The sequence below is a fragment of the Tistrella mobilis genome, assembly GCF_039634785.1.
Classification (GTDB): domain Bacteria; phylum Pseudomonadota; class Alphaproteobacteria; order Tistrellales; family Tistrellaceae; genus Tistrella; species Tistrella mobilis.
Genome location: NZ_JBBIAB010000026.1, coordinates 33,655 through 55,287 on the forward strand (window position 1 = coordinate 33,655; position 21,633 = coordinate 55,287).

14 protein-coding genes (1 of these 14 only partly in view) are annotated in these 21,633 nt (G+C 68.9%); 7 read left to right on the forward strand and 7 right to left on the reverse strand.

Annotated features, from left to right (window positions below; translation table 11 throughout):
- On the forward strand, window positions 1–7,120 hold the end of the coding sequence (locus tag WI697_RS23965) for a cadherin-like domain-containing protein (protein WP_345960197.1). 21,347 nt of this gene lie to the left of the window's left edge; 7,120 of the gene's 28,467 nt are visible here — the last part of the coding sequence; its start codon lies beyond the left edge, outside the window; it ends in the stop codon at window positions 7,118–7,120.
- A gap of 124 nt (window positions 7,121–7,244) precedes the next feature.
- Window positions 7,245–8,795: a TolC family protein gene (locus WI697_RS23970; RefSeq protein ID WP_345960198.1), complete on the forward strand. Its 1,551-nt coding sequence runs from the start codon at window positions 7,245–7,247 to the stop codon at window positions 8,793–8,795.
- A gap of 284 nt (window positions 8,796–9,079) precedes the next feature.
- On the opposite strand, the gene WI697_RS23975 is transcribed toward WI697_RS23970, so the two are convergent.
- Together WI697_RS23975 and WI697_RS23980 are read right to left on the reverse strand one after the other, a co-directional pair.
- Window positions 9,080–10,051: an alpha-ketoacid dehydrogenase subunit beta gene (locus WI697_RS23975; protein WP_062767145.1), complete on the reverse strand. Its 972-nt coding sequence runs from the start codon at window positions 10,049–10,051 to the stop codon at window positions 9,080–9,082.
- Window positions 10,048–11,031 carry a thiamine pyrophosphate-dependent dehydrogenase E1 component subunit alpha gene (locus WI697_RS23980; protein ID WP_345960210.1) on the reverse strand — a complete coding sequence of 328 codons (984 nt, stop codon included), beginning with the start codon at window positions 11,029–11,031 and terminating at the stop codon, window positions 10,048–10,050. The genes WI697_RS23975 and WI697_RS23980 overlap by 4 nt, the downstream gene beginning before the upstream one ends.
- A 447-nt stretch (window positions 11,032–11,478) precedes the next feature.
- Between WI697_RS23980 and WI697_RS23985 the strand changes: the two genes are divergently transcribed.
- The 5 genes from WI697_RS23985 to WI697_RS24005 all read left to right on the forward strand — a co-directional run bounded on the left by WI697_RS23985 (window position 11,479) and on the right by WI697_RS24005 (window position 17,421).
- Complete coding sequence (locus WI697_RS23985; protein ID WP_062767141.1) at window positions 11,479–12,384, forward strand: IclR family transcriptional regulator; 906 nt, start codon at window positions 11,479–11,481, stop codon at window positions 12,382–12,384.
- A 142-nt stretch (window positions 12,385–12,526) separates the two neighbouring features.
- Window positions 12,527–13,060 (forward strand): MarR family transcriptional regulator, encoded by a 534-nt coding sequence (locus tag WI697_RS23990; protein ID WP_345960199.1) that lies wholly within the window; start codon window positions 12,527–12,529, stop codon window positions 13,058–13,060.
- Window positions 13,057–14,490: a DHA2 family efflux MFS transporter permease subunit gene (locus WI697_RS23995; protein ID WP_062767137.1), complete on the forward strand. Its 1,434-nt coding sequence runs from the start codon at window positions 13,057–13,059 to the stop codon at window positions 14,488–14,490. The genes WI697_RS23990 and WI697_RS23995 overlap by 4 nt, the downstream gene beginning before the upstream one ends.
- A gap of 103 nt (window positions 14,491–14,593) precedes the next feature.
- Window positions 14,594–15,520 carry a LysR family transcriptional regulator gene (locus WI697_RS24000; protein WP_345960200.1) on the forward strand — a complete coding sequence of 309 codons (927 nt, stop codon included), beginning with the start codon at window positions 14,594–14,596 and terminating at the stop codon, window positions 15,518–15,520.
- Between the two features lie 248 nt (window positions 15,521–15,768).
- On the forward strand, window positions 15,769–17,421 hold the full coding sequence (locus WI697_RS24005; RefSeq protein WP_345960201.1) for an OFA family MFS transporter: 1,653 nt from the start codon (window positions 15,769–15,771) through the stop codon (window positions 17,419–17,421).
- A gap of 197 nt (window positions 17,422–17,618) precedes the next feature.
- Here the strand turns inward: WI697_RS24005 and WI697_RS24010 are convergent, their stop codons facing one another.
- The 5 genes from WI697_RS24010 to WI697_RS24030 all read right to left on the reverse strand — a co-directional run bounded on the left by WI697_RS24010 (window position 17,619) and on the right by WI697_RS24030 (window position 21,630).
- Window positions 17,619–17,936, reverse strand: coding sequence for a helix-turn-helix domain-containing protein (locus WI697_RS24010; protein WP_296713270.1), 318 nt, complete (start codon window positions 17,934–17,936; stop codon window positions 17,619–17,621).
- Complete coding sequence (locus WI697_RS24015; RefSeq protein ID WP_296713269.1) at window positions 17,914–18,291, reverse strand: type II toxin-antitoxin system RelE/ParE family toxin; 378 nt, start codon at window positions 18,289–18,291, stop codon at window positions 17,914–17,916. The genes WI697_RS24010 and WI697_RS24015 overlap by 23 nt, the downstream gene beginning before the upstream one ends.
- Window positions 18,292–18,363: 72 nt before the next feature.
- A complete protein-coding gene (locus tag WI697_RS24020) occupies window positions 18,364–18,858 on the reverse strand; it encodes a GAF domain-containing protein (RefSeq protein WP_345960202.1) in 495 nt (164 codons plus the stop codon).
- Between the two features lie 20 nt (window positions 18,859–18,878).
- Entirely contained in the window at window positions 18,879–20,468 is a 1,590-nt protein-coding gene (locus tag WI697_RS24025; RefSeq protein WP_345960203.1) for a putative bifunctional diguanylate cyclase/phosphodiesterase, read from the reverse strand.
- 148 nt (window positions 20,469–20,616) lie between these two features.
- Window positions 20,617–21,630: an ABC transporter substrate-binding protein gene (locus WI697_RS24030; RefSeq protein WP_062767122.1), complete on the reverse strand. Its 1,014-nt coding sequence runs from the start codon at window positions 21,628–21,630 to the stop codon at window positions 20,617–20,619.
- Window positions 21,631–21,633 lie beyond the last annotated feature (3 nt).

Genomic DNA, 21,633 nt, shown 5'->3' on the forward strand with positions numbered 1-21,633 from the left:
CGTGCTCGACGACGGCGTCACGCCCACCGTGCCGGTGCTGACCGGGCGGACGGTGGCCGAGAATCTGGCCGGCGGTGTGATCGGTACCCTGCCGGACCCGAATGGCGGCAGCTTCTCGGTCGATGACGCCCGGTTCGAGATCGTTGATCTGGACGGCACCTGGACGCTGAAACTGAAGGACGGTGTGGCGCTCGACCACGAGGCTGCGGCCTCGATCCGCCTGGTCATCACCTCGACCGCGGTCGACGACACCACGTTGTCGAGCACGGTGACGATCACCGTCAGCGATGTGAACGAGGTGCCGGGCGCGCCTGCGCTCGATGCCGCCACGGTGGCCGAGAATGCTGCCGGCGCGGTGATCGGCCGGGTGACCGCAAGCGATCCCGACAGCGGCAGCACGGCCAATGGCCGGCTGACCTATACGGTCGACGATGCCCGGTTCGAGATCGTGGGCGGCGTGCTGAAGCTGAAGGACGGCGTCTCCCTCGACCACGAGGCCGCGGCGACCGTCGATCTGGTGCTGACCGTCACCGATGGCGGCGGGCTCACCGCCAGCCGCACGGTCACCATCACGGTCTCGGATGTGAACGAGGCCCCGGCGGCGCCGTCGGTTTCGGGCACCGGGGTGGCAGAGAACGCGCCCGGTGCCGTGGTCGGGGCAGTGACCTGCACCGATCCGGATGGCGATGCGCTGACCTTTACGGTCGACGACAGCCGCTTCGAGATCGTCGATATCGACGGTGTCCAGACCCTGAAGCTGAAGGACGGCATTGCGCTCGACCATGAGAGCGACCCGACCGTGACCCTGGTGGTCACCGCCCGCGATCCGGGCGGTCTGGCGACGGCGATGATCGTGACGCTGGCGGTCGGCGATGTGAACGAGGCGCCGACGGTGCCGGTGGTGACCGGCGATGCGGTGCAGGGCGGTTCGGAAGGTGCGATCGTCGGTCGGGTGTCGGCGAGCGATCCGGATGATCCGCTCACCGCCAACGGCCGGCTGACCTATACGGTCGACGATGCGCGGTTCGAGATCGTCGGCGGCGTGCTGAAGCTGAAGGATGGTGTGGTCATCTCCGCGGCCGACGAGGCTTCGGTGAGCCTGGTGATTACGGTCACCGATGGCGGCGGGCTTTCGGCCTCGACGACCGTCGATCTGACCGTGCGTCCCGACACCACCCCGCCGGTGCCGGTGATCGCCGATGGCCGGGTGCCCGAGAATGCGCCGGGTGCCGTGGTCGGCGTGATCGGCTTCCTCGAGGATGTCGATCCGGGGGTGGATGTCACCGTCTCGGTCGACGATGCCCGCTTCGAGGTCGTCACACAGGATGGCAGCTTCGTGCTGAAGCTGAAGGACGGCGTGGCGCTCGATCACGAGGCGGCCGACCGGGTCACCCTGCTGCTGACCACCACCACCATCGAGGGCACCCGCTCGTCGGTCGTGACCATCGCGGTCGGCGATGTGAACGAGGCGCCCTCGGCCCCGGTGCTCTCCGAGACCGTGGTGCCCGAGGATGCCCAGGTGATCGGCCGGGTGACCGCGACCGATCCGGATGCGGCCGAGGCTCTGACCTTCTCGGTCAACGATCCGCGCTTCGAGATCGTGGGCGGCGAGCTGCGGCTGGTGGCGGGTGAGACCCTGGATCACGAGGGCGAACCCTTCGTCGACCTGGTCATCACCGTCACCGACAAGGGCGGGCTCACCGCCTCGACCGCGGTGCGGCTGACGGTGACCGATGTGCCGGAAGCGCCGACGACACCGGTTCTGGAGGGTGGCGACATCCCCGAGAACGAGCCGGGCGTGGCGATCGGCACGGTCACCGCGGATGATCCGGACGGCAAGGGCCTGACCTTCACCGTCGATGACGACCGCTTCGAGGTCGTGGCCGGCGTGCTGAAGCTGAAGGACGGGGTGTCGCTGGACTACGAGACCGAAGGTTCAGTGAGCGTCGTGATCACGGCGACCGCGGCCAACGGCTTCTCGGCCTCCGGGACCTATGTCCTGCAGGTGCTGGACGGCAACGACGCCCCGACGGCGCCGGTGCTGGATGGCAGCACGGTGCCCGAGAACCAGGCCGGTGCCGTGATCGGTACGGTCACCGCCACCGATCAGGATGCCGATGACGAGCTGACCTTCACGGTCGACGACGACCGGTTCGAGATCGTGGACGGCCAGTTGAAGCTGAAGGATGGTGTCTCGCTCGACTACGAGACCGAGCCCACGGTGACGCTGGTGCTGACGGTCACCGACCGCGAGGCGATCTCGGCCTCCACCACGGTCACCATCGGGGTGATCGACGACGGCATCGTGCCGCCGACGCCCGTGCTCGACGGCACCACGGTGCCCGAGAATGCGGCAGGCGCGGTGGTCGGGACCCTGCCGGATGTGGCGGGGGCCAGCTACACGGTCGACGATGCCCGCTTCGAGGTCGTCGAGCTGGACGGCAGCTGGACGCTGAAGCTGAAGGACGGCATCGCCCTCGACCACGAGGCGGCGGCGGAGATCACGCTCCGTATCACCGCCAGCGGTGCCGATGGCGGCACGGCCTCTGCCCTGGTGCTGGTGCGGGTGCTGGATGTCGACGAGGCCCCGGCCGCACCGGTGCTGGATGGCGACACGGTTGCCGAGAATGCCGCAGGCGGCGTGATCGGCCGGGTGACTGCCACCGATCCGGATGGGGCCGACACCGGCAATGGTCGTCTGACCTATGGTGTCGACGATGCCCGGTTCGAGATCGTGGGCGGCGTGCTGAAGCTTAAGGATGGCGTCGCGCTCGACCATGAGGCGGAGCCCGTCGTCGATCTGGTGATCACCGTCACCGACGGCGGCGGCCTGAGCGCCACCCGCAGCGTGACCATCACCGTCACCGATGTGAACGAGGCCCCGGCGGCGCCGGTGGTCTCGGGCAGCACGGTTGCCGAGAATGCGGCCGGGGCCGTGATCGGCAGCGTGACCGCCGGCGACCCCGACGGCGATGCGCTGACCTTCATGGTCGACGATGCCCGGTTCGAGATCGTCGACGGCCAGCTGAAGCTGAAGGACGGTATCGCGCTCGATCACGAGGCCGAACCCTCGGTGACGCTGGTGCTGACCGCAACCGATGCCGGGGGGCTGTCGGCCACCCGGGTGGTCGTGGTGACCGTGACGGATGTCAACGAGGCCCCGGCGCAGCCGGTGCTCTCGGCCAGCCTGGTGGGTGAGAACCAGCCGGGGGCGGTGATCGGCGATGTCTCGGCCGGCGATCCGGACGGTGATGCGCTGACCTTCAGCGTCGACGACGCCCGGTTCGAGATCGTGGACGGTCAGCTGAAGCTGAAGGATGGCGTCGCACTCGACTTCGAGACCGAACCCACGGTCGATCTGGTCATCACCGCGCAGGATGCGGGTGGTCTGACCGGCAGTCTGACCGTGACCATCACCGTGGTCGATGACGGCATGCAGCCGGTGGTGCCGGTACTGACCGGCAGCACGGTCGCCGAGAACGCGGCCGGGGCCGTGATCGGAACGCTGCCCGACCCCGAGGGCGGCAGCTTCACGGTCGACGATGCCCGGTTCGAGATCGTCGAGGCCGATGGCAGCTTCGTGCTGAAGCTGAAGGACGGCATCGCGCTCGACCACGAGGCGGCGGCCACCATCGATCTGGTCATCACCTCGACCGATATCGAAGGCCATAGCCTCGACGCCCCGATCACCATCCGGGTCACCAATGTGAACGAGGCTCCGGCGGCGCCGGTGCTGGCGGGTGACACGGTCGCCGAGAATGCCGCCGGCGGCGTGATCGGCCGGGTGACGACCACCGATCCGGATGCGGGCGACACGGCGAGCTATGCCGTGGACGATGCCCGGTTCGAAATCGTGGGCGGTGTGCTGAAGCTGAAGGACGGGGTCTCCCTCGACCACGAGGCGGAGCCTGTCGTCGATCTGGTGATCACCGTCACCGATGCGGGCGGGCTTGTCGCCACCCGCAGCGTGACCATCACCGTCACCGATGTGAACGAGGCCCCGGCGGCGCCGGTGGTCTCGGGCAGCACGGTGGCCGAGAATGCGGCCGGGGCCGTGATCGGCACGGTGACGGCGACCGACCCCGACGGCGATGCGCTGAGCTATGCGGTCGACGATGCGCGGTTTGAGATCGTCGACGGCCAGTTGAAGCTGAAGGACGGCATCGCGCTCGATCACGAGGCCGAACCCTCGGTGACGCTGGTGCTGACCGCAACCGACGGTGACGGCCTTGCCACCACCAGCCTGATCACCCTCACCGTGACCAATGTCAACGAGGCGCCGACCGCGCCTGCGGTTGCGGGGGATGCGGTGCAGGGCGGCGAGGCCGGTGCGGTGGTCGGCCGGGTGACGGCCGGCGATCCCGACCAGGGCGACGCGCTGACCTATACGGTGGACGACGCCCGCTTCGAGGTCGTGGACGGCGTGCTGAAGCTGAAGGACGGCGTCACCCTCGACGCCGGCGATACGACGAGCGTCGATCTGGTGGTGACGGTTACCGACCGCGGCGGGCTTTCGGCCGCCACGGCGATCACCGTCACCGTGCGGGCCGATGCCACCCCGCCGGTGCCGGTCCTGGCCGATGGCCGGGTCGACGAGAACACCCAGGGCGGCATCGTCGGCGCGGTGGGCTTCCTGGAAGATGTCGATCCGGGGGTCGAGGTCACGCTGTCGGTGAACGACGCCCGGTTCGAGATCGTCGAGATCGACGGCCAGGCGGTGCTGAAGCTGAAGGACGGCGTCTCCCTCGACCACGAGGCGGCCGACCGGATCACGCTGGTGATCACGGCGACCACCATCGAGGGCAGCCGCAGTGCCGCGGTGGTGATCGCGGTCGGCGACGTGAACGAGGCGCCGGCGGTGCCGGTGATCGACAACCGCACCGTCGCCGAGAACGCGCCGGGGGCGGTGGTCGGCACCATCACCGTCAGCGACCCGGATGCGGCGGCGAGCGATTTCGGCAGCCTGGAGGTCTCGGTCGACGATGCCCGCTTCGAGGTGGTGGAACGTGACGGCGCGCTGGTTCTGAAGCTGAAGGATGGCGTGTCGCTCGACCACGAGACCGGGCTTGGGGTGACGCTGACGCTCACCGTCACCGATGGCGGCGGTCTCTCCACCAGCCGGACGGTCGAGATCCTGGTCACCGACGTGCCCGAGGCGCCGACGGCGCCGGTGCTGGATGGCGCGACCGTGGCCGAGAATGCCGCCGGTGCGGTGATCGGCACGGTTACGGCCGGGGATCCGGATGTGGGCGAGGCGCCGGTCATCACCGTCGACGATGCCCGCTTCGAGATCGTCGACGGCCAGCTGAAGCTGAAGGACGGCCTTGCGCTCGATCACGAGGGCGAGCCGACCGTGACGCTGGTGCTGACCGCAACCGACGCCACCGGCCTTGCCACCAGCACGACCGTGGTGATCACGGTCGGCGACGTGAACGAGGCGCCCTCGGCGCCGGTGCTGCTCGACGATCGGGTCGGTGAGAACGAGCCCGGCGGCGTGGTCGGCGGCATCTCGGTCGACGATCCCGATCTGGGCGACACCGTCACCGTCACGGTCGACGATGCCCGCTTCGAGGTAGTCGAGGTCGACGGCGCGCTGGTCCTGAAACTGAAGGACGGCGTGGCGCTGGACTACGAGACCGACGGCACCATCGATCTTGTCCTCACCGCCACCGATGCGGGCGGGCTGACCGCAAGCCGCAGCGTGACCATCACGGTCGGCGACGTGGACGAGAGCCCGAGCGCGCCGGTGCTGGATGGCGGCAGCGTGGCCGAGAACGCGGCCGGCGGCATCATCGGCCAGGTCTCGGTCGACGATACCGGCGTGCCCGGCGAGGTCACCTGGACGGTCGACGACGATCGCTTCGAGATCGTCGAGGTGGATGGTGTCCGGACGCTGAAGCTGAAGGACGGCGTGTCTCTCGACCACGAGGCCGAGGGCTCGGTGCGGCTGGTGATCAGCGTCACCAATGCCGGCGGTATCACCGCCCGCAGCGTGGTCGACATCGCGGTCACCGACGTCAACGAGGCACCGGTTCTGGCCGAACCCGGTACCGTCCGGATCCTTGCCACCGGCCAGGTGGTGATCGACGGGTCGGTGCTGGAGGCGACGGATCCGGATGGCGATGCGCTGGTCTTCCGCTTCGACGGCGAGACCCGCTACGGCACTTTCTATCTGAACGGCGTGGCGCAGAGTGCGGGCTTCACGGTGTCGGCCGCCGACATCGCCGCGGGCCGGCTGGTCTATCGACCGAGTGTCGACACCGCCGCGGCCGGTGCGCCCGGCCGGCCGGACTTCGTCGAGACGGTGACCGTGACGGCAGGCGACGGCGCGCTGGAGAGCGCATCGGTCACCCTGACCGTCGCGATCGAGCCGATCCCGATCGACGTCCTGCCGGAAGAGAACGAGGTGCCGGTTGCGGTGGTCATCCCGATCCCGCCGGACGTCACCCTGGCCGACTCGTCCTTCGGCCGCATCGAGCTGGTGTTGCGCGATCGCTTCTATGAAACCGCGATCGTCGAATATGCCCGCGAGGCCCATCGTGCCGCTTCGGGCTTCGAGCGCGAGCGGATCCTGGGCGACTACACCGCGCTGATGGCCCGCAGCCTGATCTCGGATCTCGCCATCGACACCACCTTCGACAGCGAACTGGTCACCACCTTCTTCGGTGATCTGCTGCGGCGGGTGGATGCCATCGCGGCGACCGGCGTGTCGGTCGACAGGGTGGTGGTCAATGTGGTGCGCGAGGGTGAGCCGGTGCCGGCCGAGGCCGGTCCGCCGGTCGTCTTCCCGGCCGAGGCGCTGCCGCAGCCGCCGGCACCCGCCGGCGATGGCGAAGGCCAGCAGGGCGATGCCCCTGAGGGCCAGACCTCCGAGGAGAATGGCCAGCAGGGGGCGGATCTTCGCGGCCAGACCGCGGACGATACGCTGGCCTGGATCGAACCCGATCTGGTGCTGCTGGCCCGGCTGATCGATGGTGACGACGCCGCGACCGATGCGGTCTTGGCGGAGGCCGGCTTCTCTGCCAGCCTGCGCCAGGCTGCAACCAGCTTCGACCGCGAGGTCGAGGCCCTGGCCGGGGCACTGGGACAGGGGCCTGCGGTGAGGGTGGCGCGTGGCTGACAGGACGACTGCGACGGCGGGCTGCGACCGGCCCGCCGGCCATTTCGGGACGGTATCGACGATCATGACGCGCGGCAGAACGACCGCGGACAGACGGGGTGAGCATATGCGGGGGCAGGCAGCAATGAACGGGATCGGGCGGCACGGCCGCAAGGCGGTGGCGGGCGTGCTGGCCGCGGCGCTGCTCGCGGGGTGCACCGTGACGCCGGAGCCGATCGCGCCGGAGATGACCCAGGCGCGGATTTCGGCCGATCTTGCGCGGATGTTCTCGAACCAGGAGCCGGTGAGCGGCCGGTTGAGCCTGCACGAGGCCATGGCGCGGGCCATCCTCTACAATCTGGACGGCCGGCTCCGCACCATGGAACAGGCGCTGAGCCAGCGGCAGCTGGATCTGTCGCGCTGGGACATGCTGCCCTCGCTGGCCGCCTCGGCGGGCTTCGTCGGGCGTGACAACGTTTCGGCGTCGAGCAGCGAGAACGTCGCGACCGGCACCGAATCGCTGGTGCCCTCGACCTCGACCGAGCGCAACCGCCGGGTCGCCGACCTCAATATGTCGTGGAACATCCTCGATTTCGGCGTCTCTTACGTCACCGCCCAGCAGAATGCCGACCGGTCGCTGATCGCCGCCGAACAGCGCCGCCGGGTGGTGCATACCATCATCCAGGACGTCCGTTCGGCCTATTGGCGGGCGGTGGCGGCGGAGCGGGTGCTGTCGCGCATCGACCCGCTGATGACCCGGATCGAGAGTGCGCTCGCCTCGTCGGCCCAGATCGAGCGCCAGCAGCTGAGGGCGCCGACCGAGGCGCTGACCTATCGCCGCGGCCTGCTGGATGCCCTGCGCCAGCTTCAGGCGCAGAAGCGCGAACTGCGTCTGGCCAAGACCGAGCTGGCGGCGCTGATCAATCTGCGCCCGGGCGAGGACTTCACGCTGGAGGCGCCCGAGACCCAGGCCGCCCTGCCGCCGGTGACCTCGTCGGCCGAAGACCTGGAAGTGCTGGCCCTGGCCAACCGGCCCGAGGTGCGCGAGCTGGACTATCAGACCCGCATCTCGCAGAAGGAAACCCGCAAGGCGCTGCTGCGGCTGCTGCCGGGCATCGAGCTCGATCTCGGCGCCCATTACGACAGCAACAAGTATCTGGTGAACAACGACTGGGCCGATTACGGCGTCAAGGTCACCTGGAACCTGCTCAACATCCTGCGCATCCCCGGCGCCATGGCGGTCGCCGAGGCGAACGAAGAGGTGGTCGACGCCCGGCGCATGGCGATCAGCATGGCGGTGCTGGCCCAGGTGCATGTCGCCCAGACCAATTACGACGAGGCGCGGATCCAGTATCAGACCGCCCGCGAACTGGCCGATCTGGATGCCCGCATCCTGGACCAGGCCAAGGCCGCGGCCGGTACCAGCATGGGCGAACTGCAGGTCATCCAGACCGAGCTTGCCTCGGTGCAGAGCCAGCTGCGCCGCGATCTGGCCTTTGCCGACGCCAACAACGCCTTTGGGCGCCTGTTCCTGTCGATCGGCGCCGACCCGCTGCCCGAGGCGCTGGAGGCGCCCACGGTCGCGACGCTGACCCAGGCGATCGACCGGACCGAGACCAACTGGCGCGAGGGCCGGCCGACTTTTGCGCCCGTGCCGCCGGCAGTGGACAAGCCGAAGCTCGCTTCCGCCGACTGATCACCGTCGTCGGATCGAACCATCCGATCCAAACGGAAACCGCCGGCATCCTGGGGGAAGGATGCCGGCGGTTTTGCGTTCCGGTGCCGGGCATTGGCCGCGCGGAGGGAGAACGCGGCGGTGCGGCAGCCGGAACGCTGCAGGCCGTGGCCGGATCACCGGTCGGTGGATCACCGGTCGGGCAGGGAGGGGCTCGGGGGAGAGCGTCGGGCCTGCCCGGGGGAGGTACCGGGGATCGATATCCGGCCACCGCCTGAGCGGGGGCTGCGGAAGGGTGGGGGGGATCAGGCCGCCATGGCGGTGATCGCCCGGGCGATGTTGTCGGGGCCGACCCGATAGGCGGCTTCAAGCGGCGCCGAATAGCCGACCGGGATGCGGGGTGCGCCCAGGCGGACCGGTTTCGCCTCCAGCCGGTCGCCCAGCGCCTCGGTGACGGTGGCGACGATCTCGGCTCCGAAGCCGGCATCGCGCACGGCCTCCTGCGCCACGATCAGCCGGCGGGTACGGGCCACCGATGACAGCACGCAATCGGCATCCCAGGGCCAGAGGCTGCGCAGATCGATCACCTCGGCCTCGACGCCCTCCAGCGCCGCCAGGCGGGCCGCTTCAAGTGCTTCATGCACCGCTGCCGACCAGGCGACGATGGTGACGTCGCGGCCGGGGCGCCGGATCGCCGCCCGTCCGAGTTCCGCCGGGGCGTCGCTTTCGGGCGCCGCCCCCGACAGCGGCCAGAGCGCCTTGTGCTCCAGATGCACCACCGGGTCGTCGCAGCGGATCGCCGCCTTGAGCAGGGCATAGGCATCGGCCGGGGTGGCGGGTGCCGTCACCACCAGGCCCGGGATATGCACCCACCAGCTTTCCAGCGACTGCGAATGCTGGGCGCCCGAGGATCGCCAGACGCCGATCGGCTGGCGGACAACCAGCGGCACCCGGCCCTGGCCGCCGAACATGAAGCGGTTCTTGGCCGCCTGATTGACCAGCTCGTCGACCGCGCAGAGGGCGAAATCCGAGAAGCGCATCTCGACCACGGGCCGGCTGCCGACCAGGGCGGCCCCGACTGCAGCGCCCATGATCGTCGCTTCCGAGATCGGCGTGTCGACCACCCGGGTCTCGCCGAAGCGGGCCTGCAGGCCGTCATACTGCCTGAACACGCCGCCGCGGCCCAGATCCTCGCCCAGCGCCCAGACCCTGGGGTCGCGCTCCAGCTCTTCCGCCAGCGCCCGGCGGGCGCCCTCGATATAGGTGAAGCCGCTCATGCCAGATGCTCCGCCGGAAGGGTGTGGGCAAGGCCGCGTTCGGCCCCGGCGACCGGGCGGCCGACATCCTGGACGTCGTCGAAGGCGGCAGCGGTTTCGGGGAAGGGGGCGGCGAGGGCGGCTGCGACCACATCGGCGATGCGCCGCGTTTCGGCCGCCTCGATGGCCGCGATCTCGTCCTCGTCCAGGCCCAGCGCCTTCAGCTCGGCGGCATTGCGGGCGATGGGATCGTCTTCCCACCGTGCCGCCACCTCTTCCGCCGGGCGATAGGGGGCGGGGTCGGTGACGGTATGGCCCTTCAGCCGGTAGGTGCGGGCATGCAGCAGCCGCGGCCCGCCGCCGGCGCGGATATCGGCAATCAGCCGGCCGGCGGTTTCATCCACGGCCTCGACATCATTGCCGTCGATGCTGACGGCCGGCACGCCCAGCGCCTCGGCCCGGGCGGCGATGCCGGGGCCGGCGCTCATGGTCGCGGTGCGGGTCGTGGCCGACCAGTTGTTGTCCTCGCAGACGAACAGGACCGGCAGGCGAAACACCGCCGCCCAGTTGAGCGATTCCAGGAACGGTCCGCGATTGGCCGCGCCGTCGCCGAAATAGCAGACCGCGATGGCGTTGCGGCCCAGCAGGCGCAGCCCCTGCGCCGCGCCCACGGCGATCGGCAGGCCGGCCCCGACCACGCCATTGGCCCCCAGCATGCCGACATCGAAATCGGCGATGTGCATGGAACCGCCCTTGCCGGCGCAGGAACCGCCCGCCCGGCCATAGAGTTCCAGCATCATGCCGTGAAGATCGGCGCCCTTGGCGATGCTGTGGCCATGGCCGCGATGGGTGGATGCGATCACATCCGCCTTGATCAGATGGGCGGAAACGCCCGCGGCCACGGCTTCCTGGCCGATGGACATGTGCACGGCACCCGCCACATGGCCGTCGGCGAGCCCCGCTTCGGCGGCCCGTTCGAAGGCGCGGATGCGCCACATCATGGCGTGATGGTCAACAAGGCGCCGACGCCTGCCGTTGTCTGCGGCAGGCGGCGCCGATACGGGATCGGTCGTCACCGGATTTCCTCCCCGGAAGCGCCCTTGGCCCGCGTCTCGGGCGACGCAGGCCGGGCAGCATGTTCTGCTCGTTATCCAGGCCGCAGGCTGTTCGCCCGCGTTTTGAGCGTGTGCCGGCGTTGCTCCCGGCGGGGTCCTTCATGTGGACGTCGCGTTTCGGTCCATCATGTGGATTGGCTTTTCGCTCAAGACCAAGCTACAAATCATCTGTTACGTTGTCAAATCGACGTAACAGAGACATCATTCGACAAGAGGATCGGCAAGACGTCCACATAATGGACCATCGTGGACGACTTGGCGCACCCTCGCGACCTTCCCCGTGAGCAGCCCGTTCGAAGGCAGCCCGGAGACCACCGGAGGAAACGTGTCACCATGCCCGAGACCCTGACGGGCGGACCCGCCCGTGGTGCCGCCCCCGCCCGCCGTGGACCCGCGGTCCCCGCCGCGGCACCTGCCGCCCCCACCGGAACCCAGTCGGTGGAACGTGCGATCAGCCTGTTGCGCATCCTGGCCCGGCGCGATGCCGGCGGGGCGCGACTGGTCGACGTGGTCGCCGACAGCGGCCTGAACAAGCCGACCGTGCGCCGCCTGCTGCTGGTGCTGATGCGCGAAGGCCTGGTCGACCAGGACCCGGGCAGCCGCCGCTATCATCTGGGGGTGGAGACCTTTGCGCTGGGCTCGGTTGCGGCCGAACGCTTCGGCATCCGCAAGATCGCGGCCCCGGCGGTGCTGCGCATCGCCGAAGCCTCGGGCGATACGGCCTATCTCTCGGTCCGATCAGGCTTCGATGCGATCTGCGTGGAGCGGCAGGAAGGCGCCTTCCCGATCCGCACGCTGACGCTTGCGGTGGGCGACCGGCGGCCGCTGGGCGTGGGCGCCGGCAGCCTGGCGCTGCTCGCCTTCCAGCCCGATCTGAACGAGGTCCGCTCGATCATCGACGTGAATGCCGGGCGGGTGAATTCCTACGCGCCGCGCTTCGAACCCCAGCGCCTGCTGGCCCTGGTCGACCAGACCCGCAGCCAGGGCTATGCCTTCAATGACGGGCTGATCGTGGCGGGAATGAGCGCCGTGGCCGTGCCGATCCTGAACCGGCGCGGGGAGCCCGAGGCGGCGTTGAGCATCGCCGCGATCGACAGCCGGATGACGCCCGAGCGCCGCGCCCAGCTGGTCGCCCTGCTGCAGCGGGAGCGGGAGCGGATCGAACAGCAGCTGGGCCGCACCCAGTCGCCGGGGGCGCGGGATCTGGCGCTTCGGGCGCGGAACCGCATGCGGGCCTGATCGGGTGACGCCTGCGCGGGTGGGGCCTGATCGGGTGGCCTTGACCGGCGCGCGGGCCTGGGCTGCATCAGGAACGTTAGTGACCTAATGGAATGATTTGCTAGGCTAACGGTCTCGTTCGTTCCGTGAGGCCCTGCAGGTCATGCTGCCCGTCATCGATCCGGTCAATGCCACCGTTCCCGTTCCCACCACCGGCCCGGACGCGCCGCCCAGGGCGCGCCTGGGCTGGACCGTCGCGCGGCTGGCGCGCAGCTGGCGGGCGCTGCTCGACCAGCGTCTGGCACCGCATAATCTGACCCAGTCGCGCTGGCGGGTGATGAATGTGGTGGCGACCGAGCCCCGCGCCCTGACCCAGCGGGAACTGGCCGAGCGCCTGGCGATCGAGGCGCCGACCCTGGTGCGGCTGCTGGACCGGCTGGAGGCGGACGGGCTGGTGACGCGCTGCGCCGACCCCGACGACCGCCGGCGCAAGGTGATCCGGTTGGGGCCGAATGCTGCCCCGGCCACCCGGACGATCAGCCAGGCGATCACCGAGGTGCGCGACGATCTGCTGGGCGACATGCCCGAAGAGCGCATCGTCGAGGCGCTGGCCCTTCTCGACATGATCCAGGCCCGCACCGACCGCCTGCTGTCGGGGGCCACGGCCGCCGATGACGATCAGGGAGGCGCCCGGTGACGGCCCCCCGCGACGGATCCGACGACGAGACGCGGCTGCCCGAACCCGCCGTGACCGCAGGCCCCGCGATCACGGCGACCGAACGCCGGCTCGCCATCGCGGCGCTGATGTGCGGCACCATCGCCACCGTGCTCTCGGCCACGCTGATCAATGTGGCGCTCGCCACCTTCATGGCCGATATGGGCGTCGGCCATACGGTCGCCCAGGGCCTCTCCACCGGCTTTCTGGCCGCCAACACCATCGCCATGCCCGTGGCGCCCTGGATGATGGGGCGGCTGGGCTTTCGCAAGCTCTACATCCTGGCGATCGCGGTCTTCGTGGCCGCGGCGCTGCTGGGCGGCTTCGCGCCCGGCGCCCATGCCGCCATCGCCGCCCGGGTCATCCAGGGGGCGGCGGCGGGCATGATCCAGCCGCTGGCCATGGTGGTGATTTTCCGCATGTACCCGCCCGACAAGCGCGGTGCCGCCATGGGGCTCTACGGCCTGGGCGTGGTGCTGGCGCCGGCGCTGGCGCCCAGCCTGGGCGGTGCGCTGGTCGAATTCGCCGGCTGGCGGTCGGTGTTCTTCGTGGCGATCCCGGTCTGCCTGGTCGGCATGGGGCTGGCCATGAAGGCCCTGCCCGATGCCCGGCCGGCCGGGGCGGGGGGCCGGTTCGACGGGCTTGGCTTCGTGCTGCTTGCAACCGCGCTCGTCTCGCTGATCGGGGTGTTGAGCCTGGGCAAGTCGCAGGGCTGGGTGTCGCTGCCGGTTCTGGGGCTGGTGGTGCTGTGCGTGGCGGCGGCGACGGCCTTCCTCGCCTGGGAAAGGCGGGTGACCCGGCCGCTGATGGATCTGAAGATCTATCGCGCGCCGGGCTTTGCCGCGGCGGCGCTCTGTTCCATGACGCTCGGCCTCGGCCTGTTCGGCTCCACCTATCTGCTGCCGCTGCTGCTGGAAACCGCGCGGGGGATGAGCCCGGCCGAGGTGGGGCTCGCCATGGCCCCCGGCGGCTTCGCCATGGCGGCGATGTTCCCGATCGCCGGGCGCCTGGCCGACCGCATGCCGGCGCGGCCGCAGGTGATGATCGGCCTCGGCTGTTTTGCGCTGCATGCGGTGCTGATCACCTGGGCCGAATTTTCGGCCGGCTTCTGGGTGATCGCCGGCATCATGGCCTTCGGGCGGATGTCGCTGGCCCTGGTGATGCCGGCCCTGTCGGCCGGCGGGCTCAGGCTGCTCGGCGAAAGCCAGGTGGCGCAGGGGGCGGCTGCCCTGAATGTCGGGCGCCAGTTCGGCGGCGCGGTCGGTGTCGCCATCCTGGCGGTGGTGCTGGAAACCGCCGAGGCGGCGCTGCCCGGCCAGACCATGGAGGCCTTCGCGATCACCCTGATGGTGATGGCAGGCTTCGGGCTGACCGCCATGTTCGTGGCCCTGCGCCTGCCCGGCCGGGTATAGGCGGGGCGGCTCGTCTGCAGGGTGTGCGGAAGATGGGCGCATCAACCTTGATATGATAGTGTCGGATGGCTGACCCGGGCGCCCCCGCCGGAGGCCATCCGCCATGCTCGTCCGTCATCTCTCGTATTTCGTGACCCTGGCCGGCGAGAAGCATTTCGCCCGGGCGGCGGCGCGCTGCAACATCACCCAGCCCACGCTCTCGGCCGCGATCCGCAAGCTGGAGCAGGATCTGGAGGTGCGGCTGGTGGTGCGCGGCCACCGCTTCACCGGGCTGACCGCCGAGGGCGAGAAGCTGCTGGTCTGGGCCCGCCAGATCCTGCGCGATTACGACAGCCTGCGCGAGGATCTGGGCGGCGGCAGCGGGCTGACCGGCACGCTCAGACTGGGGGTGATCCCCGCGGCCATGCCCTCGGTGGCGTTTCTGAGCGCACGCTTCATGGCCGCCCATCCCGCCGCCCGCATCGCCATTCAGTCGCTCACCTCCCGCGCTATCCAGCGCGGGCTCGACGCCTTCGAGCTGGATGGCGGCCTGACCTATCTTGAGAACGAGCCGCCGGAACATGTCCGGCTGCTGCCGCTATATCAGGAGCGCTATGTCTTCGTGACCGGCCCCGATCATCCCTTCGCGGGCCGCGACCGGCTGGGCTGGGCCGAGGCCTTCACCCAGACGCTGTGCCTGCTCAGCGAGGACATGCAGAACCGCCGGATCCTGAACAAGGTCGCCTCAGGGCTGGGGGTGACGGTCGATGCGCCGGTCGTGAGCAATTCTTTCCTCGGGGTCTGCGCCCATATCCGCCAGGGCGGCTGGTCCAGCATCGTGCCGCATACGTTTCTGCATGTGCTGGGCGCGACGCCCGATCTGGTCTCGATCGATCTGGTCGATCCGGTCCACACCCAGTCGGTGGGGCTGGTGCTGTCGGATCGTGACCCGCCGTCGCCCATGGCTGCGGCCCTGCTCACCTGTCTGCGCGGCGCGGATTTCGAGCGGGATTTCGCCCGGGAAAACGCCCGGGTTGATAGAGGACGGTGATCAAACGTTCATTCGTTTCGATTTGATCCAGGGCGCGGGATGACCCAGCGTTGTTCGACCGGAGGTGAAAGAGGCCGAAAAGGTCACCACCGCCGGGCGGGGAAGCTTTCAGGCAGATCGGTCGGCATGTCGGGGCCGGATGACGGGTCGTGGGCGCGCGCCATCGCGCATCGCCAGCCCGTTTCCCCGCTGTGCCAGGGCAGCCGGGCCCCCCGCAGATCCGCGTCGCTGGGGAGGAATTCGACGCCATGGTCCAGATCGCCGCCACCGACGGCCCGGGCGCCCGCCCCGGGCTGCTCGATCGCGAACGCATCATCGCCCGTCCGGGCTTCAATCGCTGGCTGGTGCCGCCGGCGGCGCTTGCCATCCATCTCTGCATCGGCATGGCCTATGGGTTCAGCGTCTTCTGGCTGCCGCTGTCGCGCGCGATCGGCGTGACCCAGCCGGTCGCCTGCGCCGATCTCACGCTCCTGTCGGCGCTGACCACCACCAGCTGCGACTGGCGGATCAGCGATCTGGTCTGGATCTATACCCTGTTCTTCGTGGTGCTCGGCACCTCGGCCGCGGTGTTCGGCGGCTGGCTGGAACGGGCCGGCCCGCGCAAGGCCGGTGTCGTGGCCGCGATCTGCTGGTGCGGCGGCATGGCGGTGTCGGCGCTGGGCATCGCCAGCCATCAGCTCTGGCTGATGTGGCTGGGCTCGGGCGTGATCGGCGGCGTCGGTCTGGGGCTCGGCTACATCTCGCCGGTCTCCACCCTGATCAAATGGTTCCCCGACCGGCGCGGCATGGCCACCGGCATGGCGATCATGGGCTTCGGCGGCGGTGCGATGATCGGCAGCCCGCTCGCCAACATGATGATGAACCACTTCCGCACGCCTGATTCGGTGGGGGTATGGGAAACCTTCCTGGCGCTGGGCGCGATCTATCTGGTGTTCATGCTGGCCGGCGCCTTCGGCTACCGCGTGCCGCCGGCCGGCTGGCGCCCGGATGGCTGGACGCCGAAACCGGCGTCCAAGGCCATGATCACCCATGGCCATGTCCATCTGCGCGACGCCCATAAGACGCTGCAATTCTGGCTGATCTGGGCGGTGCTGTGCCTGAACGTCTCGGCCAGCATCGGCATCATCGGCGTGGCCGCACCCATGCTGCAGGAAATCTTCGGCGGCGCGCTGGTCGGGGCCCCCGATGTCGGCTTCCTGGAATTCGACGAGCAGCAGAAACTTTCGGCCGCGGCGATCGCCGCCGGCTTCGTGGGGCTGATCTCGCTGTTCAACATCGGCGGCCGCTTCTTCTGGGCCTCATTGTCGGATCATCTGGGCCGCAAGGCCACCTATGCGGTGTTTTTCGTGCTGGGGGCCGGCCTCTATCTGGCGGCGCCGATGCTGGCGGGCAGCCATGCGCTGGCGTTGTTCGTGCTCGCCTTCTGCGTCATCGCTTCGATGTATGGCGGCGGCTTCGCGACCATCCCGGCCTATCTGGCCGACATCTTCGGCACCCAGTTCGTCGGTGCTATCCACGGCCGCCTGCTCACCGCCTGGTCGACCGCGGGCATTCTGGGGCCGCTGGTGGTCGCCTATATGCGCGACGCCCAGATCGCCGCCGGCGTGCCGCGGCCGCAGATCTACGACACGATCATGATCGTGCTGGCGGTGATGCTGGCCGCAGGCTTCCTCTGCAACCTGGCGATCCGGCCCCTGGCCGAGCGCTGGTTCATCGGCAAGGCGGAACTGGCCGAGATCCAGGCGAAGCTCCGCCCGGTGGATGCCGCGCATGAAGGCTCGTTCGGCATCGGCCGTGGCGGCATCGACGCCCGCGCCGCCATCGCCTGGGCCGCCGTCGGTCTGCCGATCCTCTGGGGTGTGTGGATCACCCTCGACAAGGCGCTGGTGCTGTTCCGGTAAGGCTCTCTGCGACGTCTTGTGTTTCATGACCTGGGTCCATACATCGCCAGACCCTGACGTCGCCGCAGAAGATCGTGTATGCGAGGCGCTCTCAGAACGCCTCGCATGCCGGCCAGTGGAATCTCTCGGCGGTTCCGTGCTGGTGGAGATCTTTTATACGGGGCGCGCCCCCGTCGGGGACCGGGGCGTCGATCGCCTCAGGTGATGGCCTCCAGGCCCTTCTTCCTGATTACCGTCAACAGGCGAAGCGCGGGGCCGCCAGGTTTTTTGACGCCACGTTCCCAGTCTGACACGAGATTCCGACTGACATTCAGATAGCGGGCGAACACTGGCTGGGACAAGCGTTCCCGTTCACGGAGTGCTCGTATGTCATCTGGTGACATGCTTTCGACTGGTGTCAGGCATGCATCATCGAAATCACGCATCGTCTTCTTGTCGATGGCGCCAATATCGTGCAGCGCTTCCATCGTCTCGTGGATCGCTGCGAGAGGATCACTGCGATATCTCTTCATCATCGTGTGCGATCTCCAGGAAGTCGCCCCTTCGAACGAGTTCTGTCAGCTCTTTCCCTGTCAGGGCAAGGACGCGACGGGCTGCCTCTTTGAACTGCCGTTCTTCAGACTCAGTCAGATTAGCCAGATCACTCTTGGAAAAGCCGTAAATGAAGAACGCACGATCATGATGCCTGAAGAATATGATCGTCCGATAACCTCCGGATTTCCCCTGGCCGGGGCGCGCAATCCTTTGTTTGATTACCCCGCCACCGAGGTCTGCATCAATCTGGCCGGCGTTGGCCCGCCTTACGGCATCCACCAATGGGGACAGTGGTAGCCGCTGTTTGCGAACGAAGCGGGCAAACCAGGCATTCATGAACAGCCTCAAAGCTTCGCACCCCATTAATATCACACATGGCGTGATACTTTATCAAGCAATGCTGCCCTCTCAATCGCTCCCCGCCACCCAGATCGCAGCCAGGCGTTCCAGGCCGGCCTGGTCCTCGGTGTCGAAGCGGGCGGGGTGGGGGCTGTCCAGGTCGAGCACACCCAGGATCCGGCCGTCGCGGATCAGCGGCACGACGATTTCCGAAGCCGAGGCGGCATCGCAGGCGATATGGCCGGGGAAGGCATGGACGTCTTCGACCAGCTGGGTGCGGGCCTCCGCGACCGCCGTGCCGCAGACGCCGCGGCCGCGGGCGATGCGCACGCAGGCCGGCCGGCCCTGGAAGGGGCCGAGCACCAGCTCGTCCGGGCTTTTCAGGAAGTAGAAGCCGGCCCAGTTCAGGCCGGGCAGCGACATCCAGATCAGGGCCGACATGTTGGCGGCATTGGCCACCGGGTCGCGCTCGCCCGCGATCAGGGCGTCGAGCTGGCGGGCGAGCAGGCGGTACAGCTCGGGCTTGGGGGTCGCGTCGGTATCGATGGGGGCGGCGTCGAACATGGGGGCGCGGGCTCCGGCCGTCAGGCGGTGGGCGGGGTGGCTGTGGCCCCGATCATGCCCAGGCTTTCGGCCGCCGTCACGCTTCGACCGCGGGTGGAGGCGTTGCGGATGCCGCTCGCCATCAGCCGGTCGGCGGCGGCAGCGCCGGTTTCCGCCCCAAGGCCTTCGGCGCCGACATCTAGGCCCAGCCCTTCGCCCAGCCCGGCCAGCGCCTGGACCAGCCGGGCGGTTTCGGCCTCGTCGATGCGCTGGATGAAGCTGCGGTCGATCTTGACCCGGTCGAGCTCCAGATCGCGCAGATGGTAGAGGCTGGAATAGCCGGTGCCGAAATTGGCCAGCGCCACCCGGGCGCCGGCGGATCTGAGATCGCCGACCAGGGTGCGGACGATATCGGGGTCGCCGACCAGCGTGCTCTCGGCGATGTCGAATTCCACCCGGCCGGCCGGCAGCCCGGCCTCGGCCAGGATGCGGATGGCGTCGGCGGTGAAGGTCGGGTCCTTGGCCTGGCCGGGCAGCAGGTCGATCGACAGCATCACGTCCGCCGGCCAGCCGGCGGCGGTACGGGCCGCCTGATCCAGCATCCAGCGGCCCAGGCCGTGGATCAGCCCGGTATCCTCGGCGATCGGCAGGAAGCGCTCGGGCGGGATGTCGCCATGGATGGGGTGGTGCCAGCAGAGCATCGCCTCGAAGCCCGTCACCCGGCCGTTGCCCAGATCGATCGACGGCTGGTAGAGCAGGTCGAGCCCGCCCCTGGCCACGGCCGCCCTGAGGTCGATCTCCAGCGCCTCGCGCACACGGACGGCATCGTCCATCTGGGTTTCGAAAAAGCGGAAGGCGGTGCGGCGCTCGGTCTTGGCGCGGTAGAGCGCCACATCGGCGCGCCGCAATGCCTCCACCGGGTCATCGGCATCCTGGGGCAGAAGTGCGATGCCGATGCCGGTGCCGACATCATGCCGGCCGCGGCCGCTGGCGATCGGGTCGGCGAAGGCGCGGGTCAGGCGCAGCGCCACGCTGGTCGCGGCTTCCGGCCCCATCAGATGCGGGGCGAGCACGGCGAATTCGTCGCCGCCCAGCCGGGCGACCAGGTCGCTGTCGCGCACCGCGCCCATCAGGCGGTTGGCGACCACCATCAGCACCTCGTCGCCGGTGCCGTGGCCATAGACGTCGTTGACCTGTTTGAAGCCGTTCAGGTCCAGCAGGAACAGGCCATGGGTGGCGCCCGCGGCCGGCGGGGCGGCGATCGCGGCCGCGAGGCGCTCCTCGAACCGGCGCCGGTTGGCAAGGCCGGTCAACGGATCCTGATAGGCCAGGCGCCGGGCCTCGGTTTCCGCCGCCCGCCTGCGGGCGATCTCGCGGCTCTGCTCGCGGTACTGGCGCAGCGCCACCCCCAGCATGATCAGGGCCAGCAACACCCCCAGCGCCAGCGCCTCGTCGAGCTCCAGCATCGCGGTCGCCGTGTCGGCGGCATGTTCACTCGCTTCGAACAGGTCGAAGGCAACCGCCACATAGCCGGCCACGACCATGACCACGGCGATGATGCCGGCATCCCTCAGGCAGATGCGCCGGCGAACCAGGCGGCGCAGAATGCGGCGGGGCCGCGACGTCGACATACGGTTGTCCTCCTTCCGATCACCGGGGCAGGCGGTCGTGCATGGCCCGAAATGCGACCGCCGCCCGGATCGTCCGATCCTGGGCGGCGGCGTAAGAGGACGCAAGTGTTTCGACGTGACCTGGCGGATCACATCACATGGAACATGATCACATGGCCTTGTCGTAGACCGCGTGGGTCCAGGCGGCCTCGCCCGGATCCTTGGTGATGACCGGGGCGGATTTGGCCCCCAGCAGCACCTTCACCGTGCGCTGGAAATCCTCGGGCGCCAGATAGCCCATGCCCTTCTTCGAACCGTCGAGCAGCTTGGCCACCTCCTGCATCATCCGGGTCTGATGCTCTTCGGTCTGGGCGCCGGTGGTGTCGTTGTCGAGCACGATCTCCACCGCCTCGTCCTGGTGGGCGGCGGCGTATTCCCAGCCCTTGACGCTGGCCTTCACGAAGCGGCCCAGCTTCTCGACCATCGCCGGATCCTGAAGGCTCTTCTCCAGCGTGTAGAGGCCGTCTTCCAGCGTGGCGACGCCCTGATCCTGATACTTGAAGGTGATCAGCTCGTCGGCCGGCATGCCGGCATCCAGGATCTGCCAGTATTCGTTATAGGTCATGGTCGACACGCACGAGGCCTGCTTCTGCAGGATCGGGTCGACGTTGAACCCCTGCTTCAGCACGGTGATGTCGGCATCCGGGCCTTCGGTCTTGTAGCCCAGCGTCGACATCCACGACAGGAAGGGATACTCGTTGCCGCCGAACCAGACGCCCAGGGTATGGCCCTTGAAATCGGCCGGGGTCTTGATGCCGCTGTCCTTGCGGCAGGTCAGCATCATGCCCGACTGCTGGAAGATCTGGGCGATGTTGACCAGCGGCACGCCCTTTTCACGCGTGGCCAGCGCCGAAGGCATCCAGTCGACCACGACATCGGCGCCGCCGCCGGCGATCACCTGCGACGGGTTGATGTCGGGACCGCCGGCCTTGATGGTCACGTCGAGCCCGGCTTCGTCGTAGAAGCCCTTTTCCTTCGCCACGTAATAGCCGGCGAACTGCGCCTGGGTGACCCATTTCAGCTGCAGGGTCAGCGCATCGGCGGCAAGGCCGGGGCCCGTCGCGGCCAGTGCCAGGGCAATCCCGGCGACCGAACCGGTCAGGAGGGTCTTGAGCGTCCTCATTCT

What these genes read in the sequence shown, in the direction of transcription:
- WI697_RS23970 (WP_345960198.1), top strand. Translation starts at nt 7,245, where the DNA reads ATGAACGGGATCGGGCGGCACGGCCGCAAGGCGGTGGCGGGCGTGCTG.
- WI697_RS23975 (WP_062767145.1), bottom strand. Translation starts at nt 10,051, where the DNA reads ATGAGCGGCTTCACCTATATCGAGGGCGCCCGCCGGGCGCTGGCGGAA.
- WI697_RS23980 (WP_345960210.1), bottom strand. Translation starts at nt 11,031, where the DNA reads ATGATGTGGCGCATCCGCGCCTTCGAACGGGCCGCCGAAGCGGGGCTC.
- WI697_RS23985 (WP_062767141.1), top strand. Translation starts at nt 11,479, where the DNA reads ATGCCCGAGACCCTGACGGGCGGACCCGCCCGTGGTGCCGCCCCCGCC.
- WI697_RS23990 (WP_345960199.1), top strand. Translation starts at nt 12,527, where the DNA reads ATGCTGCCCGTCATCGATCCGGTCAATGCCACCGTTCCCGTTCCCACC.
- WI697_RS24000 (WP_345960200.1), top strand. Translation starts at nt 14,594, where the DNA reads ATGCTCGTCCGTCATCTCTCGTATTTCGTGACCCTGGCCGGCGAGAAG.
- WI697_RS24005 (WP_345960201.1), top strand. Translation starts at nt 15,769, where the DNA reads ATGGTCCAGATCGCCGCCACCGACGGCCCGGGCGCCCGCCCCGGGCTG.
- WI697_RS24010 (WP_296713270.1), bottom strand. Translation starts at nt 17,936, where the DNA reads ATGATGAAGAGATATCGCAGTGATCCTCTCGCAGCGATCCACGAGACG.
- WI697_RS24015 (WP_296713269.1), bottom strand. Translation starts at nt 18,291, where the DNA reads ATGAATGCCTGGTTTGCCCGCTTCGTTCGCAAACAGCGGCTACCACTG.
- WI697_RS24020 (WP_345960202.1), bottom strand. Translation starts at nt 18,858, where the DNA reads ATGTTCGACGCCGCCCCCATCGATACCGACGCGACCCCCAAGCCCGAG.
- WI697_RS24025 (WP_345960203.1), bottom strand. Translation starts at nt 20,468, where the DNA reads ATGTCGACGTCGCGGCCCCGCCGCATTCTGCGCCGCCTGGTTCGCCGG.
- WI697_RS24030 (WP_062767122.1), bottom strand. Translation starts at nt 21,630, where the DNA reads ATGAGGACGCTCAAGACCCTCCTGACCGGTTCGGTCGCCGGGATTGCC.